Source organism: Corallococcus exercitus (assembly GCF_003611585.1).
GTDB classification, from domain to species: Bacteria; Myxococcota; Myxococcia; order Myxococcales; family Myxococcaceae; genus Corallococcus; species Corallococcus exercitus.
This window is the reverse complement of sequence record NZ_RAVW01000003.1, coordinates 1-15,056: the sequence shown is the minus strand read 5'-3', so window position 1 is coordinate 15,056 and position 15,056 is coordinate 1. Positions and strand designations below refer to the sequence as shown.

The following is a 15,056-nucleotide window of genomic DNA, read 5'->3' as shown; positions in this document are numbered from 1 at the left end:
TCCAAATCTCCCGAACCCAGTCCTTTGACCTGGAAGCGTCCCGGCCAGCGGTTTATGAACAGGGGGTCATGACGCGTGCGCACAATGTCCCCGGTGGGCCGGACTCCAAGGAGGGCGAGGCCTATGGCCTGGTGCTGGGGCAGGTCATTGCCCAGCTCCGGAAGCAGCACGGGGACATGACCCAGGCCGCGTTGGCCCAGCGGCTGGGCATCTCCCAGTCGATGCTGTCGAAAATCGAAGGCGGAAAGCAGCCGGACGCGTACCACTTCAGGCTGATTGCCCAGGTATTCGGGCTCGACGTCCAGCAGCTGGACGCCCAGGTCCAGGAAGCAATGAAGCGGGCGCAGCGGGCCGCCGCGGTGGTGACCGACCAGCCCAAGTCCTCCTCCAGTTGGGGGGAACTGCTCGCGCTCGCGGGGTTCGTGGGGCTGGTGATGTTCGCGGTGGCGGCGGTCGTCGGAGACGACGCGAAGCCGGCACCGGAACCTTCGCCGCCGCCCAAGCCCAAGTCCCTGTAGCTCCGGGCTGGAGCGTCACGGGCGCACTGGCGCGATGCCTCGGCTGCGCTTCAAGGCCGAGGAGGCGAAGAACCCACCACAGGCCTCTCTCAGGGCGCAGCCCTCGCACTCGCGGAAGTAGACGTTCTTCCAGTCAGAGATGCTCTTGCGCGCGAAGGGATGGAGGTCCGTGGGGAGCACGCAGTGCGGGTGGTTGTAGAGGGAGGTGTTAACGCCCGCGCGGTCCAATATCCGTACCGCCGCGCGGAGAGGCTCCTGGTAGTCGAGCGGATCCACCCAGAGCGTCGGAAGGTTCGTCTTCGCGAAGCCCATCAGCTCCAGCCCCATCAACGCCACGTGATCCACGAAGAGCAGGTTCCGGGCGATGAAGCGCGCCAGCTCCGGAAGACGCTCGTGGGTGAAGGCGTGAATGACGACCCGGAGCTCCACCCGGACACCCGCCCGCTTCAGGTTCAGGATGCCCCGAAGGGTCTCATCGTACGCGCCCCGCGCCTGGACGACATGGTCATGCTCCTCGGGCAGGTCGGAGTACAGCGGGATTCCCACCATCAGGTCCGGATGCTTCAGCTGCCCCAGCCCCTGGGCGAGGCGTTCCTCCGAGAAGCGCCGGCCATTGGAGAGCATGTGCACCGCCGTTCCCGGCAGGTGCGTCCTCAGCTGCTCCACGAGCCGCAACAGTCCCTCCCCCAACAGCGCGGGCTCGCCCCCAGTGATGCCCAGTTCCTGCGTCTCTGGAGAGATGAGCGGGATGAGTGCCAGCAGTTCCTCCAGCAGCCAGGAATCATCGTGTTTGCGCGGGGGCTGCGAGCACATCAGGCAGTAGTTGTCGCAGCGCTCGGTGACCAACAGGCTGTTGGACACGGAGGCCCTCCGGTAGAGCGCGCTCAGCCGTCCGCTGGAAGGCTCCACCCGCACCACGTCGCCTTCCGCGAGAGGTAGAAAGCCAGGAGGCAGGACGTAGGCGTCCGGGACGTTCACGCACGAAGACGGCGCCTCCAGCAGATAGGCTCGAAACCCCGGCGGCAGGGTCTCCTGGGGTGCACGGACGAGGAGGATTTCGGGCACCGCACCGTCTGGCGTGGACGAAGCGCCCTCACGGATCCGCCCCAGGAAGGAACGGGTGGAGGCGCGAGACAGGGGCCGCAACCCCAATGCGGAAAGGGTCGGGGTCATGGCTCACAACCACCCGAGCAGCGTTTCACGGGCCGACGGATCATCCTCCAGCAGCGTGATGAGGTGCCGGAGGACCGCCATCTGCTTCTTGCAGAAGGCACTGAAGGCCTTGTGGCCCACGGAATCCCCCTGCGTCGCGCGGTGGAAGACGGGATCCGCGCCACAGAGAGGGAGGAACGCGCAGTCGCTGCACATGGGTGCGCCCTCCGGCATGGTGTCGCTCAAGTGGGACAGCAAGGGCTCGGACGTCAGAAGGGCGGCGTGGTCATCACGTGCGACATGGCCCAGCCGGAAGGAGAAGTCGCCCATCTCCGCCAGCATCCGTCCCTCGTCGGAGGCGTAGACATGGCCGTCGTAGTTATAGACCAGTGCCCCGATGCCCAGGCCCGCGGGCGACTGGAGGTCGACGTAGTTCGAGCCCTGAGGTGAGAAGAGCTTCTGCAGGAGGATGGCGGTGAACTCCTCTCGCAGCGCATACCCTTCCGCGTTGAGCTTCAGGATGTGCGCGAGCCCGCGCTTGTAGAAGGCAATCCACCGGTCGACATCATAGTCCTGGCCTTCCTTCCGCCGGACCGCGAAGCCATAGGGACTCAAGTTGCGCAGGAAGATGCCGTGGAAGCCGAGGCGCACGTACTCGTCGATGACCTCCTCCACCCGGTCCAGGCTGGCGCGGGTGGTGGTCATGAGCGCGGAGACTGCCTGCGCACCCAGTACCTCCCGGGCGCGCCGGATGCCGTCCACCGTCCGCTGGTGGCTGTCCCCTCCACGCACCGGACGCTGAGCGTTGTGCAGGGCCTGGGGGCCGTCGAGCGAGGTGGACAGGAAGATGCCGTGCTGACGGCAGAACGCGAGGATCTCCTCCGACAATCGAGACAAGTTCGTCGCGATGACGAACTGAAGGTCTCGGCCCCGCGCCCGGTTCATCTCCAAGGCGCGCTCGACGACATGGCGGATGAGCCCGAAGTTGAGCAGCGGTTCTCCACCCTGGAATTCAATCTTGAGCGCGGGAGAAGGACTCTGGAACACCAGCGCCAGGGCCTTGTCCGCGTGCTCCAGCGTCATGTCGAACCGGGTGCGGTCCTCCGCCTGCCGCGACACCTGGCAGTACTGGCAGGAATGGTCGCACCGCAGCGTGACCACGAAGATGTGCAGTCCGGTGAAGGCCGCGAGTTGTTCGGCCCTGGTCCGGTACTTGAGCGCCAGCAGGTCCAATGCCACGCGCGACTGGCGGTCGAACATGAAGTGCCGGGACTTGAGCGCCTTGTAGGGCGCGGAATCCGGCGGCAGCGTGCGCTGGACGAAGGCGACCAGGTGTTCGCGGGAGAGAACCACGTGTTCACCCACGTCGTTGGTCACGACGTACCGGCTGCCGTCCAGCGGGCTGAACCGGAAGGGTGCGAGCCGGTAGTCCCGGTCGGGCTCGAAGGCCTTGCGTTCCTGGAACATGGAGCGTCCCTCAGTCCCGCTGGATGAGGTCGGTCCGAGAGAAGGCCTGGGCGAGGATCAACGCGCGGACGGCCCGGGTCTCCTCACCAATCTGCTCGCGCAGTTCCTGATCCAACAACTCCTGGAAGTACCGGCGGACGGCGTCGAGCGCCTCTGCTTCGCGGGTCTCCGGCCGGAAGAGGCAGCAGACCCCGAGGCGGTGTTCTTCCGGAGCGCCCAGGATGGCCGTGAAGTGCTCCGCGAAGCGGTAGCTGGCCTTCTGCACGGCGGTGAGACGATAGACGCGCAGGTCGAGCGTCAGGCGGACACACCCGCCCTGGAAGACCAGGGCTCGCTCCTCGAGCGGAGGAGCGGCGTCACTACCACTCAAGCTTCACCTCACCGGTCTGCCCTTCGAGGAGTTCGACTTCAATCGTGATCTGACCGAGGAAGCGGTTCTCCACGCGCACAGCATGTATCCCCGCAGAAAGCTCCATGGGAGCTGTCGTGTCCTGCCCCACCGCCTTGTCGTCCACGAATATCCGGCCTCCCGGGAACGCCACGAATGAGACGCGGGCAGGGCTGGGCGCACGAGGCGGCGGCGGTGCCGTCTTCGTCGCCTCGGCTTCGGACGAGGAGGACGACGGCCTGGGGGCCGTGGCGCGAGAGGGAACAGGGGGCTCGTAGGTGGGGACGTAGCTGCTGCGGGAACCACCACCGCTGCCGGAGTAGTGGCTGCGGTGCGAGGAATGGGAGCGGTGCGAGCGATGCCCCGCGAGCAGGACCGGGGCTCCGCCGGATGGCTCCACCAGCAGGAGCTCGTGATGGGAGTCCTCTTCCTCTCGCCGCCGGAGCGGGCCACCGGAAGTCTCCGCGCCCGGAGCGAGGAGGCCAGAGGGAGCGGCGCCACTGATCAAGGCGAGCAGCGCGGAGCTGACGGAGAGCAGGCCCGGCGGTTTCGAGGTCATGGCTTCACGCTCCCCACGCGCAGTTCCATCAGGTCCGAGTTCCGCCACCGTGCGACGATGGGCACCTCACCCACCTTCCAAGTCAACGTCGTGGGCGACTTCAGCCCTTCCCTGGCGGGCGGAGCAGGAAGCGGGCTGGACTGCCCCAGGGCCTGGGACAACAGCGCCGCTGTCTCCTCCGCCTGAGCAGGGGCATTGAGCACACGACCCGCCCGGGTGCGGCCCACCAGATAGACCCCTACACAGCGTTCGGCCTCCATCGCGCAGTGGAGCACCACCGTGTCCGACTCCTTGGTGAGGATTCGCGCGGATGGATCCGCCTGGAGGTGAAGCAACTCGAGGACGACCGCACGCTCGGCACCCACCAAGGGAATCTTCCGGCGTTCGCCCCGGGCCCAGGTGGCCGCCTCGATTGCCCGTGCTGTCAGCTCCGGGTCTCCCGAAACCTTTCCAGCCTCCTCGGCATGGGCGAGAACTTCGTCTACGCGTTGCAGCCAGACCCGGGTGGCCTCTCCAGCGCGGATGGGAGGCGTCAGCGCATTCATCAAGGCCTGACGGGCCTGAGTGCGTTGCTTTTCGGCGGAATCCTGTTCGTCGCGAGCCGCCTTCCAGCGGCAATTCCCGGTGGCGCACGCGGGAGGAGGTGCAGTCCAAGGGTCAGGCTCGGCTCCCCATGACAGAGGCCCCATGAAGAAGCCCCAGGCCCCCATGAGGGCCGTCCATCGCCGAAGACAGCGCCAGGCGCTGGATCCGCTCTGTCTGTCCATTGTCACCTTCGCACCCCGCCTTGCTGAAGGAGGAATGTTGCCCAAACCGGTGCCGGGTGAACATCCCTCCAACGAGGGAGGTGGCGCCCCAGGACGAAGGGACCCTACTGGCCGTCCCAGGAGCACTTACGCGCAAGGTGAGCGCTCAGCGCGCGTCGAACCACGTGATGCCGTAGTCCAGGCAGAGCTCCTCGCCGGGCTGGATGTCACGCAGCGCCACGGCGGCGCCCGTGTCCGGCACCGGCCCGTCGATGAACTCCACGTTGGGCGTCTTCGAGTGGTTGTAGAGCGCCAGCATTCCCCACGCGTAGGCCTTCTCCCGCCCGGGCTCCGTGCCCCAGGTGAAGACGTGGTGGTGCGCCTGGCAGTCGCGGTGATCCACCGGCTTCAGGTCGCTCGCGGGGAAGCGGCTGATGGGCGCCCACTCCACGAGCGTCCCCTTCGGCAGGAACCGGCGCGCGAAGACGCCCCGTCCCTTTCCGGGAATGAGGCGCCATTCGACGTTGGGGTGGAACTGGTTCTCGGAGATCAGGCGATCGAGTTCGGGATTGTTCATGGAGAAACCCTCCCGGCGGGAGGGTGCCTGCCCGAACCTAAGCACGTCCCCGGCTCACGGGGAGGCGGGTGCCTGCTCCACGTCCCGGACGCGGTTGGGGCGGCGCTCGGGGACGGGGGCGATGCCGCCCAGCCAGACCCAGTCCACGCCATTCCATAGCTGCTCACACCAGCGCAGCTCCGTGGCCAGCTCCCGCGCCTTGGCCCCGTGGGGGACGAGCGCCCAGCCCAGCCGGGACTGCTTGCACTCGCCGCTCTTGAACTTCAGCAACCGGCGGTGCGTCTGGGCCTCGGCCCGCTCCGCGTCCCAGAGCGCCTGGTTCTTCAGGCCGTCACCCTGGGCATCCACCCCGTTCCACTCACACCAGGCCAGCACGTCCTTCAGTCGGACCAGCTTCGTTCCCCGGGAGAGTTCCGTCACGGCCGCGACGAGAAGGTCGGGGGTGATGACACGCATGGGTTGAGGCCTCCGGTGCAGAGCGGCGAAGGACACCAACCTACAGCGTAGGAAATGGCGGAGGGCCTTATCTCCGCCATGCGTTTGTCATGGTTCTGTCATGACGTCCGGTCATGACGCAGGCAGGCAATGCGTTCAGGGCTTCTTCGCGGGCGGCTGCGCTGGGGCGGGCGGTGTGGCGGGCTTCGCCTTCGAGTACGTGGCGATGCGGTTCGTCACCTCGCCCATCAGGTCATTGGGGATGGGGACGGAGAGGTTGTACTGGGCAATCTTCCAGCCGGCCGCGTCCTTCACCAGCACGCCGCTGCCGCGCGCGGGGCCCAGGTTGGGCGTGTCCAGCGCCTCGTCGAACCAGGCCACCTGTCCGTCCTTGGACAGGAACACGTTGCGGGACACGGACTTGAACGACCATGCCTTGCCCTTGGTGAAGAAGGGCTTCGCCCACGCGCGGAACTGATCCACGGTCCAGCGCTCCTGGCCGTCCGTGCCCATGAAGACCGCGTCCGGCGTGAAGAAGGAGAAGTAGCGCGGCTCGTTCGCGACGGACGCCGCGCGGTGCCAGTCATCCAGCACCGTGGCCACCGCCACCTTCGGATCGGCCGGGGCCTGGGCCGGTGCCGCGACAGGGTTGGCGCCAAGCGCCAGCAACAACCAGGAGACGGATGCCATCGGGTTCACCTCGACGCCAAGGGGGTTCGCGGTATGAAGCGGCAGGCGTGCCCCCAGGTCAAGGCATGCGACACAAGGCGGTGGTGGCGTGGTGCTCGAAAGTTTCCAGGTGGGCACGGGCGACGTGTTCACGGTGATGCTGCACGGCTTCCTCGGGACGGGCCGCAACCTGCGCTCGCTGGCCGTCGCGTGGACCCAGGCCGACCCGCGCCGCCGCATCCTCCTGCCGGACCTCACCGGCCACGGCACCTCCCCGGCCCTGCCTCCGGACGCGGACCTGACCACGCTCGCGCGTGACGTCGTGGACACGCTCGACGCGCGGGGCTTCACCGGCGCGGTGGACTGGGTGGGCCACTCGCTGGGCGGCCGCGTGTCACTCGCCGCGAGCCTGGAGTCCTCCGAGCGCGTGGGCAGCGTGGCGCTGCTCGACATCGCGCCCGGCCCCGTGCCGCTGGATTTGTCGGAGAGCGGCTACGTGCTCGACATCCTGCTGAAGGCCCCGCCGCGCGCCGACAGCCGCAAGGACCTGCGCGCGAACCTCACCGGCAACGGCCTGTCGGAGGCGCTGTCGGACTGGCTCCTGATGAACCTGGCGCCCGACGGTGAGGGTGTGCGCTGGCGCTTCGACCGCGACGCCCTCCACCGCCTCCACCGGCGCGTCAACGGCGAGGACCTGTGGCCCGCCGTGGAGCGCCCCGTCCACCCGCCCCTGCGCTGCATCCGGGGAGGGCGCAGCCGGTACGTGTCGGAGGAGAGCGCGCGGCGGCTGGAGGCCGGTGGCTGCCCCGTGGCCCTCCTCCCGGACGCCGGCCACTTCGTGCACGTGGATGGTCCCCAGGCCGTGCTCGCGTGGCTGATGGCCCCCTGATGGATGCGAACACCGTCCTGCTCGTCTTCATCGCCGTGGGGCTGGACGGCCTGGCCGGGCTCGCGGGCGGCGTGCTGTCCGAGCCCTGGCTGCAACGGCGGCTGCCCGCGCTGGTGGCCTTCGCCGCCGGCACGCTCCTGAGCACCGTGTTCCTGGAGGTTCTCCCGGAGGCGGTGGAGGCGCGGGGCCAGGCCGCCTTCGCGTGGGCCTTCGCCAGCTTCGTCGCGCTGGCGCTCATGGAGTGGGCGCTGGGCCATCACCACCACGACGCGGAGGTCGCCGCCGGGCACGCGCACGGCCACCACCATGCCCACCCGGGCGCGCCCACGCTCCCCAGCGCGCTGCTCGCGTCGGATGCGCTGCACAACGTGGGCGACGGCGCGGCGGTCGCGGCGGCCTTCCTCGTGTCGCCGCACGCGGGCTTCGCCACCGCGTTCGCCGTCATCGTCCACGAGCTGCCGCAGGAGGTGGGCGACTACGCACTGCTGCGCGCCGCGGGCTGGTCTCGCGCACGGTCGCTGCTCGCGCTGGGCGCGGTGCAGCTCACCGCGGCGGCGGGCGCGGCGGGCGTGCTGCTGGGGACGGAGTACCTGCCCTCGCTCCAGGGCACCGTGCTGGCCATCGCTGGAGGCTCATTCCTCTACATCGGCGCGGTGGACCTGTTGCCGGAGCTGCGCCGGGGCCCGGACTCGCGCCAGCGCGTGGTGGGCTTCCTCTGTGGGCTGCTGCTCATTGGCGGACTGCACTTCGCGGAGCGGTTCTCGGGAGGCCATGGCTGACGGGCCGCGCCCCTGAGAGGATGGGGCCATGCAAGGAAAGTCCGTGATTGTCACCGGTGCCTCCGCGGGCATCGGCGAGGCGCTGGCGGTGGCCCTGGCCGGCCGGGGTGCGAACGTGGCGCTGGCGGCGCGGGATGCCCAGGCGCTGGAGCGCGTGAAGGCGCGCTGCGAGGCCGCGGGCGGAAAGGCGCTGGCGGTGCCCACGGACGTGGGCGACCCGGACGCGTGCCGCCGGCTGGTGGAGCGCACGGTGGAGGCGTTCGGCGGCGTGGACGTGCTCGTCAACAACGCGGGCATCACCATGCACTCGCGCTTCGAGGACGTGAAGGACCTGGGCCTCTACGAGCGCCTCATGCGCATCAACTACCTGGGCGCGGTGCACTGCACCTTCCACGCGCTGCCGCACGTGAAGGCACGCAAGGGCCTGCTCGTCGCCGTGTCGTCGCTGACGGGCAAGACGGGCGTGCCCCTACGCACCGGCTACGCCGCCAGCAAGCACGCCATGCAGGGCTTCTTCGATTCGCTGCGCATCGAACTGTTGGGCACCGGCACCGACGTGCTCGTGGTGTCACCGGGCTTCGTGGCCACGGACATCCGCGCGCACGCGCTGGGCCCGGAGGGCCGGCCCCTGGGACAGAGCCCCCGCGACGAGGCGGGCCCCACCATGGACGTGGACACCTGCGTGGCCCTCATCCTGCGCGCCATGGAGCGCCGCGAGCGGGAGGTCGTGATGACGCTCACCGGCCGCGTGGGACAGGTGCTCAAGCTGGTGGCGCCGGCGCTGGTGGACCGGCTGGCCGCGCGCGCCATCCTCGGCAAGAAGGCCTGACGCTACTTCTCCATCCGCGACACCATGCCCCACAGGCCGTCGAAGGTGGCGTTGCCCACCTGATGCAGGCCGAAGCCCCAGAGGAAGGCGGTCATCCACGCACCGGAGCCGCCCCAGGTGGGCGCGAAGACGTCCAGCACCTGGAGCCCCAGCAGCACCGCGATGATGGACATCATCCCCAGCACCGCGAGTTCCACCTTCCACAGGTCGCGCGAGCGAGGCAGGGGGATCCAGTCCAGGCTCACCAGCACGTCGGTGCTCGCCTTCGTGGATGACGGCGGCAAGGGGGAGAGGTTCCCGCTGGCGGGCCCGCCGGGCAGCGGCTGCGGCGCGGGCGACGGCGCGGCGGGCTGCGAGAACGGATCCAGCGTCACGGCGGAGGGGACGGACTCCAGGGCCAGCCGGCCGCCCATGGCGACCGGGGGCGGCAGGGGCACGACGTGGCGCGCGAAGTCGTCGCGGGCGGCGCGGTACTCCGGCGCCGCGAGGTTCGCCTCGCCCTTGTCCAGGTGCGCTCGGGCCGCCGCCAGCCGTGCATCCACCTCCGTCCGCCAGGCCTCCTGCGCATTCAGGTCGCCGCCGGCCTGTGCCTGGAGCTGCGTCATCGCCTCCTCCAGGTTGTCCACCAACTCGCGCAGGTACAGCGCGTGCGCGGACTGGTAGTAGAGGAACGCCTCGTCCACGCTGGCGTGCATGCGGGCCCGCGCCCGGGCCAGCTGTTCGCCCACGCGCAGGCGCAGCGCCGCCCACTCCTCCTGCGTGAAGCCGCCGGGCAGCGCCTTCGCGGTGAGGGCGTCCTCCAGGTCCGTCAGGAGGATTTCGAGGAACGCCTCGCGCGCGGTCTCCACCAGCCGGCGTGACGTCTCCAGGTCGGGGCCGGGCAGCTGCTGGCGCGCCCGCAGCACGTACAGGGGCAGCTCGCCCTGGAGCCGGCGGCTCACCGGATCATCCCCGCGCTGGGAGGCCAGCGTCTGGGACTGCTGCTCCAGCTCCGTCAGCCGCGACTCCAGCACCGCGCGGGCCACCGCCTCCAGGTCGAGCGTCCGCATCATCTGCGCCTGTTCGCTGAAGTCCGCGGCCGTGGCTTGATCATTCTGGAGCAGCGTCTCCACCGCCTTGAGCTTGCGCTCCGCGTCCAGCAGCGCCACGCCCTTGAGCCCTTCCAGCTGCCGCAGCAACACGGACCAGAGGGAGAAGAGCTGGAGGCGCGCCTCGAAGAGGGCGAGCACGGAGTCCTGCACGACGAGCCCGCTCAGCGGCCGCTGGATGTCCGCGAGGAGCGCGTCCACCTGACGGCGCAGCGACGCGGCCACGGCGGCCTCGCGCTCCAGCGGACGGGCGGGCACCAGCGATTGGAGCTTCTGGCGCGCGGCCTCCGCGCGGCTGCGCAGGTTCACGCGAGGGCGCACGCGCTGCACGTAGAAGCGCACCGCCGCGGACGTCGCCACGCCCAGGAAGATGAGGAACGCGCCGAACATCGCGGGCGTCTTCACCCAGACGGTGAAGGGCTGCTCCACCGCCGCGCCCTCCGGCACGAGCAGCCGCACGGTGCCGGTGTACTCGCCGGACTCCGGCAGGTCGTCCACGTCCAGGCTCAGGAGGCCGGTGCCGTAGGCGGGCATCTGGAGGACGCCCTCCTTGCCCGGGCCCTGCGGCTGGCCGTCCGGCCCCCGGAAGAACCACTTCGCGTCCTGCGCCTGCACGGGCGCGGCGCCATCCCCCGCGCCACCGGCCTTGCGGTCCAACTGCACCACCGCCGCGGGCCCCACCGCGCCGCCCACGCCCGCCGTCTCCCGGAAGGTGAGCCGCACCGTGGCCTTGCCGGAGAACGGCCCCAGCGTCCAACCGCGCGCCGGCGCCACCGGATAGAACTGCACCGTGGGCGCGGACGCCACGCGCCGCACGGCGAGCGGGGTGACTTCGCGCGCGCCATCGCCCAGGAGCACCACGCGGCCCTGGTACTCACCGGGCGCGGGCAGGTCCGCGGACAGCGTCACCGTCACCGGCTGGTTCACGGAGATGGGCACCTCCGCGGCGCCCTCCGTCGTCCCCACGCGCACCGTCACCGGCACCTGCGTGCCGTCCGCCGCGAGCAGCGGATCCACCAGCACCGTCACCCGCGTGGACTCCACGCCCGCGTCGCGCGGTGCGTCCGGAAGTGCCTCCGTGGACGAGGGCAGCAGGTCCACGCGCAGCACCGTCTCCAGGTGCGCGGTGGACGTGCGCAGGCGCACCTCGTTGTTCGAGGACAGGCCCGCGAGGCCGAAGCGCGGCGCCGCACTCGCGAGCATGGGCAGCAGGCAGAGCACGGTGACCGCCAGCGTCGCGCCAGTAGGGGCCAGGACCTTCGCGGCCATGAAGCTTCGAGCGGGAAGGCTCATGCGCGGGGACGATAACAGTCCCCTCCCCCAGCCCTGCATGTTCGTCCACGCATGGCGCCGAGACGCGTGCACAGGCGTGTAGCAGGCTCGCCTCGGCTCAGTCCCAGCCCAGGCGGCGCAGCACGCTGGAGGACAGGCTGGAGCGGATGGTGTCCAGGGGGATGCCCTCGTCGTCCTCGGCGGATTCGTGGCCGGGGCGCGGGTCTCCGCTGTGGTGCAGCGCCACCAGGTCCAGGTCCGGCGTGAAGCACGGCGAGCCGGACGAGCCCGGGTGCGTGTTGGTGCAGTACGTGACGCGCGTGTGCGAACGGTTGACCGCCTGGAACGTGTCCAGCGCCACCTGCATGGGCCGCCCCTTGGGATGCTGCACCACGAGCGCCAGCGCGCCGGGCACGAACGCCGTGGGCGCCGACGGGGCCAGCGGGATGAAGCCGCGCGGCCGGTCCCCCAGCCGGTCCTCGCCGGGGGCGTCCTGGATCTGCAGGAAGGCGTAGTCCAGCTCGTCGCGCGTGGCCTCGCGCGGACGCGGGTGCATCAGGTCCGCCGGGCTGTGCGGACTCTGCGCCAGGCACGCCGTCACCGCGTACACCCGGCCGGGGTGCACCGCGATGCGGTCCGGCAGCACCTTCAGGTCGAAGCGCACGCGCAGCGCCTCCAGCAGCCGGTGCTCGATGACGTGCGAGTTCGTGAGCACCACGTCCGGCGCCACCAGGAAGCCCGTGCCCAGCGCGCGGCCCCCTTCCAGCTCCACGCGGCACACGCGCCTCGACAGCGTGGTCAGCCGGTCGCGCCAGACCTCCGGCGTCAGCGCCAGCCTGGACTGCTGGACGATGCGCGCCAGCGCGCTGCCAGACACGCTGCGCTGCACGGAGGACAGGTAGCTCTGGAGGAAGCGGCGGATGCGCGGATGGCCCGGCGCCGCCGCGTGCGCGCCGCGCACCAGCACGTCCGTCCACCCTTCCGCCTCCGCGGTGCGCACGAGCGCCCGTGCCCGCGCCGCCCCCTCCCGCTCGACGGGGGGCACCAGGCTGCGGCCGCATTTCACCTCGACCATCCGGTGGAGCTCCTCCACCGAGGTGAACGCGCCCAGGAGGGCGTGGGTCAGTTCCTCCTGTTCGGAGCCTTCAAGCTCCATCCGTTTCCTCTCGCGGCCGCGCGATGTTCACACCCGCTGCGTGACTTGCAGTGTACGCATGCGGGCAGCGATTGCACCGGGCGTGGAGCGCCTGGCGGGCCGGGCCCCTGCCGCGCTTCCGGCGCGCATTCCACCCGCCCCCACGGCCAGACGGAAGGGGCCTGCACCGGCGCCGTGAGTGGAGAATGACCCCACGGCGCCGGAGTGCGTCAGCGCACCGCCCAGGTGGAGGGCGGCAGCGACGCGGTGATGTCCGGCCGGCCGGGCACGCCCAGCCGCGCCGCGCCCGCCTGCAACGTCCCGGCGAGCGTGGGCAGCACGCGGAACTCCACCTGCACCGGCGCACCCTGCTCCCGGGGGGCGAGGCTCAAGCTCAGCGCCCCGTCCTGCACGTCCCACCCGGTCACCTGTCCGGAGGACACCAGCGCGTCCAGGCTCGCGGGATCCACCTGCACGCCCGCGGGCAGATCCTGCTGGAAGCGCAGCGGCAGCGAGGACGGCGCGCCCACCTGGATGCGCACGTTCGCCAGCTGTCCCACGCGCGCCTCCTTCGGCCCCGTCACGGCCAGCTGCAGGCCGCCCTTCGCCTCGCCCTTCCACGGCACCGCCGCGGACAGCGCCAGCGAGAAGCCCAGCCCCGGCACCGCGGGCTCCGCGCGCACGGTCCACGCATGCGTCCCCGCCGAGCCCGGCGCCGCGGCCTCCAGCGCCAGCACCTCGCGCAGGGCCTTCGTGTCGTAGGTGCCCTCCGTGACGACCTGTCCGTCGCGCGCCACCGTCACGCGCACCTGGGCGGGCAGCGGGGCCTTGAAGAGGGCCAGCGCCGCGCGCAGGCCCACGCGGTTCGCCTGCCCATCCCCCCAGCCCAGGCCCGGCGTGTAGTGCGCGAGCAGCCAGGCGCCCAGGTCCGGAAGCGGCGCCTTCGCATCACCCTGCAGGGCGAGCACCGCCATCGCCGTGGCCTCCGCCTCCGAGGGCACCTGCCCGTCCGCGCGCACCGTGTCCGGCTCCACCGGCAGCCACGCGGTGCCGTCCGTGCCGGACTTCAGCGCCTCGCGCACGCGGGTGCGCAGGGTGTCCGCCACGGTGCCCTCCGCCGCGCCCTCCGCTAGCAACACCGCCGCCGTGTAGCCGTCCTTCACCTGCGGCAGGTAGCGCTCGACGACGCCCGACGCGCGCACGGTGAAGGCCGCCGCGCGCTGCTTGCCCTCGGGGGTGCCCTGCGCCGCGCGCACCGTGCGGGCGCAGTCCGCCGTCGCCACCAGGAGGCGCTGGAGCGTCCAGCCCTCACCGCCCTGGCAGGTGCCGTCCGGCCGCTGCGCCTGGGCCACCTGCGCCACCAGCCGCTCGCCCAGCCGCGCGAGCACCGGGTTGTCCGGGTGGGCCAGCGCGCCCTCCGCCAGCCGCGTCGCCACGTCCACCGACGGCGCCCGCGCCGCGCGCAGCACCCGCTGCGTCGCCACCAGCGACAGCGCCTTGAGCGCGGCGGGATCCGCCGTCTCGCCCAGCGCCTTCAGCAGCTCCGGCGCCTGGCCCGCGAGCAGCAGCGCGTACGCGTCCCCGGCCACGTCCACCGGCCGGCGCTCCACCGCCGCCAGCTCCGCGCGCACGACGCCCAGCGCGCCCGGGTACACCTGCAGCCGCACCCGCTCGCTGCCCGCCTGCGCGTCCGCGGGGCCCGTCAGGGACAGCGTGCGCGGCGCCGCCAGCGAACCGCCGCGCGTCTGGACCACGGGCTGCCCGGTGGCCCACACGTCGAAGTCGCGAACCACCGCGTCCGTGTCCCCCAGCGAGGCGCGCACCGTCACCGGCCCCGCGCCTCCGGCCTTCACCGTCACCATCTCCACCACGCTGCCGCGCGCGGGCACCCGCACCGTGCGCGAGCCGGCCTCCACCTGCGCGCCCTTCACGGCCACCTTCAGCGCCGCTTCCACGGCCTTGTCGGTGGTGTTCACCACCTGCACCGGCAGGCGCACGGTGTCGCCCGCGCGAAGGAAGGGCGGCAGCACGGGGTCGACGTACGTAGGCAGCGTGCCCGCGAAGGACGTCACCGCCCCCGCCTGCGCGCCGGAGCGCGAGTGCGCCAGCGCCAGCACCCGCCACTGCGTCAGCCGGTCCGGCACGCGCACCGGCACCGTCGCCTGGCCGTTCGCGTCCGTCACCACCAGGGGCTCGAAGAGGAACGTCTCCGGGAACCACGCGCGGGTGGGCGCGGCCGCCGCGCCGTCCTTGTCCGCGACAGCGTCCCCTAGCGCATCCTCCATCTCCGGCTCCGGAGGTGCCGCCATTTCGGCCACGGGCGCCGCGGCGGCCATCGGGGGTTCGGCCTGGCCGCCGCCTCTCGACCCTCCCTCGTCGTCGTAGGAGTTCGCGGAACCGAAGCTCTTCATCGTCTTGCGCTGCAGGCCTCCCGGCGCCATGCCGCCGGCGATGCTTTCCGAATCGCCCGCGAGCGCGGCGGCGGACATCCCCATGGAGCGGCGGACCATGTCCCCCGTCACCAGCGCGAGCGTCATCCCGCCCAGCACGAAC

15 protein-coding genes are annotated in these 15,056 nt (G+C 71.2%); 4 read left to right on the top strand and 11 right to left on the bottom strand.

Annotated features, from left to right (window positions below; all coding sequences use genetic code 11):
- Positions 1-68: 68 nt before the first annotated feature.
- A complete protein-coding gene (locus D7W79_RS00615) occupies positions 69-518 on the top strand; it encodes a helix-turn-helix domain-containing protein (protein WP_120523365.1) in 450 nt (149 codons plus the stop codon).
- 15 nt (positions 519-533) lie between these two features.
- Here the strand turns inward: D7W79_RS00615 and hxsC are convergent, their stop codons facing one another.
- From hxsC to D7W79_RS00575, 8 genes are all read right to left on the bottom strand, one after another.
- The gene (gene hxsC / locus D7W79_RS00610) at positions 534-1,691 is read right to left on the bottom strand and encodes a His-Xaa-Ser system radical SAM maturase HxsC (protein ID WP_120523364.1); all 1,158 of its coding nucleotides are present in this window, start codon (positions 1,689-1,691) and stop codon (positions 534-536) included.
- 3 nt (positions 1,692-1,694) lie between these two features.
- On the bottom strand, positions 1,695-3,137 hold the full coding sequence (gene hxsB, locus D7W79_RS00605; protein ID WP_120523363.1) for a His-Xaa-Ser system radical SAM maturase HxsB: 1,443 nt from the start codon (positions 3,135-3,137) through the stop codon (positions 1,695-1,697).
- Positions 3,138-3,147: 10 nt separating this feature from the next.
- On the bottom strand, positions 3,148-3,507 hold the full coding sequence (gene hxsD, locus D7W79_RS00600; RefSeq protein WP_120523362.1) for a His-Xaa-Ser system protein HxsD: 360 nt from the start codon (positions 3,505-3,507) through the stop codon (positions 3,148-3,150).
- Positions 3,497-4,084 carry a hypothetical protein gene (locus tag D7W79_RS44430; RefSeq protein WP_208729602.1) on the bottom strand — a complete coding sequence of 196 codons (588 nt, stop codon included), beginning with the start codon at positions 4,082-4,084 and terminating at the stop codon, positions 3,497-3,499. The genes hxsD and D7W79_RS44430 overlap by 11 nt, the downstream gene beginning before the upstream one ends.
- The gene (locus D7W79_RS44695; protein WP_244221531.1) at positions 4,081-4,449 is read right to left on the bottom strand and encodes a hypothetical protein; all 369 of its coding nucleotides are present in this window, start codon (positions 4,447-4,449) and stop codon (positions 4,081-4,083) included. Before D7W79_RS44695 ends, D7W79_RS44430 begins: the two co-directional genes overlap by 4 nt.
- A 547-nt stretch (positions 4,450-4,996) precedes the next feature.
- Positions 4,997-5,407 (bottom strand): SET domain-containing protein, encoded by a 411-nt coding sequence (locus D7W79_RS00585; protein WP_120523360.1) that lies wholly within the window; start codon positions 5,405-5,407, stop codon positions 4,997-4,999.
- Positions 5,408-5,461: 54 nt separating this feature from the next.
- A complete protein-coding gene (locus D7W79_RS00580; protein ID WP_120523359.1) occupies positions 5,462-5,863 on the bottom strand; it encodes a hypothetical protein in 402 nt (133 codons plus the stop codon).
- A gap of 135 nt (positions 5,864-5,998) precedes the next feature.
- A complete protein-coding gene (locus D7W79_RS00575; protein WP_120523358.1) occupies positions 5,999-6,532 on the bottom strand; it encodes a nuclear transport factor 2 family protein in 534 nt (177 codons plus the stop codon).
- An 88-nt stretch (positions 6,533-6,620) separates the two neighbouring features.
- On the opposite strand from D7W79_RS00575, the gene D7W79_RS00570 reads away from it, so the two are divergent.
- The 3 genes from D7W79_RS00570 to D7W79_RS00560 are packed head-to-tail and all read left to right on the top strand — an operon-like array spanning position 6,621 to position 9,008.
- Positions 6,621-7,400, top strand: a complete 780-nt coding sequence (locus D7W79_RS00570) for an alpha/beta fold hydrolase (RefSeq protein ID WP_120523357.1) — start codon at positions 6,621-6,623, stop codon at positions 7,398-7,400.
- Positions 7,400-8,179: a ZIP family metal transporter gene (locus D7W79_RS00565; protein ID WP_120523356.1), complete on the top strand. Its 780-nt coding sequence runs from the start codon at positions 7,400-7,402 to the stop codon at positions 8,177-8,179. The genes D7W79_RS00570 and D7W79_RS00565 overlap by 1 nt, the downstream gene beginning before the upstream one ends.
- 28 nt (positions 8,180-8,207) lie before the next feature.
- Entirely contained in the window at positions 8,208-9,008 is an 801-nt protein-coding gene (locus tag D7W79_RS00560) for an SDR family oxidoreductase (RefSeq protein ID WP_120523355.1), read from the top strand.
- 2 nt (positions 9,009-9,010) lie between these two features.
- On the opposite strand, the gene D7W79_RS00555 is transcribed toward D7W79_RS00560, so the two are convergent.
- The 3 genes from D7W79_RS00555 to D7W79_RS00545 form a co-directional block, all read right to left on the bottom strand.
- On the bottom strand, positions 9,011-11,389 hold the full coding sequence (locus tag D7W79_RS00555; RefSeq protein ID WP_208729601.1) for a hypothetical protein: 2,379 nt from the start codon (positions 11,387-11,389) through the stop codon (positions 9,011-9,013).
- Between the two features lie 97 nt (positions 11,390-11,486).
- Positions 11,487-12,524 carry a trypsin-like peptidase domain-containing protein gene (locus D7W79_RS00550; protein WP_120523353.1) on the bottom strand — a complete coding sequence of 346 codons (1,038 nt, stop codon included), beginning with the start codon at positions 12,522-12,524 and terminating at the stop codon, positions 11,487-11,489.
- A gap of 209 nt (positions 12,525-12,733) precedes the next feature.
- A partial coding sequence (locus tag D7W79_RS00545; RefSeq protein ID WP_120523352.1) for an alpha-2-macroglobulin family protein occupies positions 12,734-15,056 on the bottom strand: 2,323 nt, incomplete at its 5' end.

Bases quoted from the DNA above. Each gene is read 5' to 3' on its own strand.
- D7W79_RS00585 (WP_120523360.1), bottom strand. From the start codon at position 5,407: ATGAACAATCCCGAACTCGATCGCCTGATCTCCGAGAACCAGTTCCAC.
- D7W79_RS00615 (WP_120523365.1), top strand. From the start codon at position 69: ATGACGCGTGCGCACAATGTCCCCGGTGGGCCGGACTCCAAGGAGGGC.
- D7W79_RS00580 (WP_120523359.1), bottom strand. From the start codon at position 5,863: ATGCGTGTCATCACCCCCGACCTTCTCGTCGCGGCCGTGACGGAACTC.
- D7W79_RS00575 (WP_120523358.1), bottom strand. From the start codon at position 6,532: ATGGCATCCGTCTCCTGGTTGTTGCTGGCGCTTGGCGCCAACCCTGTC.
- D7W79_RS00560 (WP_120523355.1), top strand. From the start codon at position 8,208: ATGCAAGGAAAGTCCGTGATTGTCACCGGTGCCTCCGCGGGCATCGGC.
- D7W79_RS00555 (WP_208729601.1), bottom strand. From the start codon at position 11,389: ATGAGCCTTCCCGCTCGAAGCTTCATGGCCGCGAAGGTCCTGGCCCCT.
- D7W79_RS00550 (WP_120523353.1), bottom strand. From the start codon at position 12,524: ATGGAGCTTGAAGGCTCCGAACAGGAGGAACTGACCCACGCCCTCCTG.
- hxsC (WP_120523364.1), bottom strand. From the start codon at position 1,691: ATGACCCCGACCCTTTCCGCATTGGGGTTGCGGCCCCTGTCTCGCGCC.
- hxsB (WP_120523363.1), bottom strand. From the start codon at position 3,137: ATGTTCCAGGAACGCAAGGCCTTCGAGCCCGACCGGGACTACCGGCTC.
- D7W79_RS44430 (WP_208729602.1), bottom strand. From the start codon at position 4,084: ATGACCTCGAAACCGCCGGGCCTGCTCTCCGTCAGCTCCGCGCTGCTC.
- D7W79_RS00565 (WP_120523356.1), top strand. From the start codon at position 7,400: ATGGATGCGAACACCGTCCTGCTCGTCTTCATCGCCGTGGGGCTGGAC.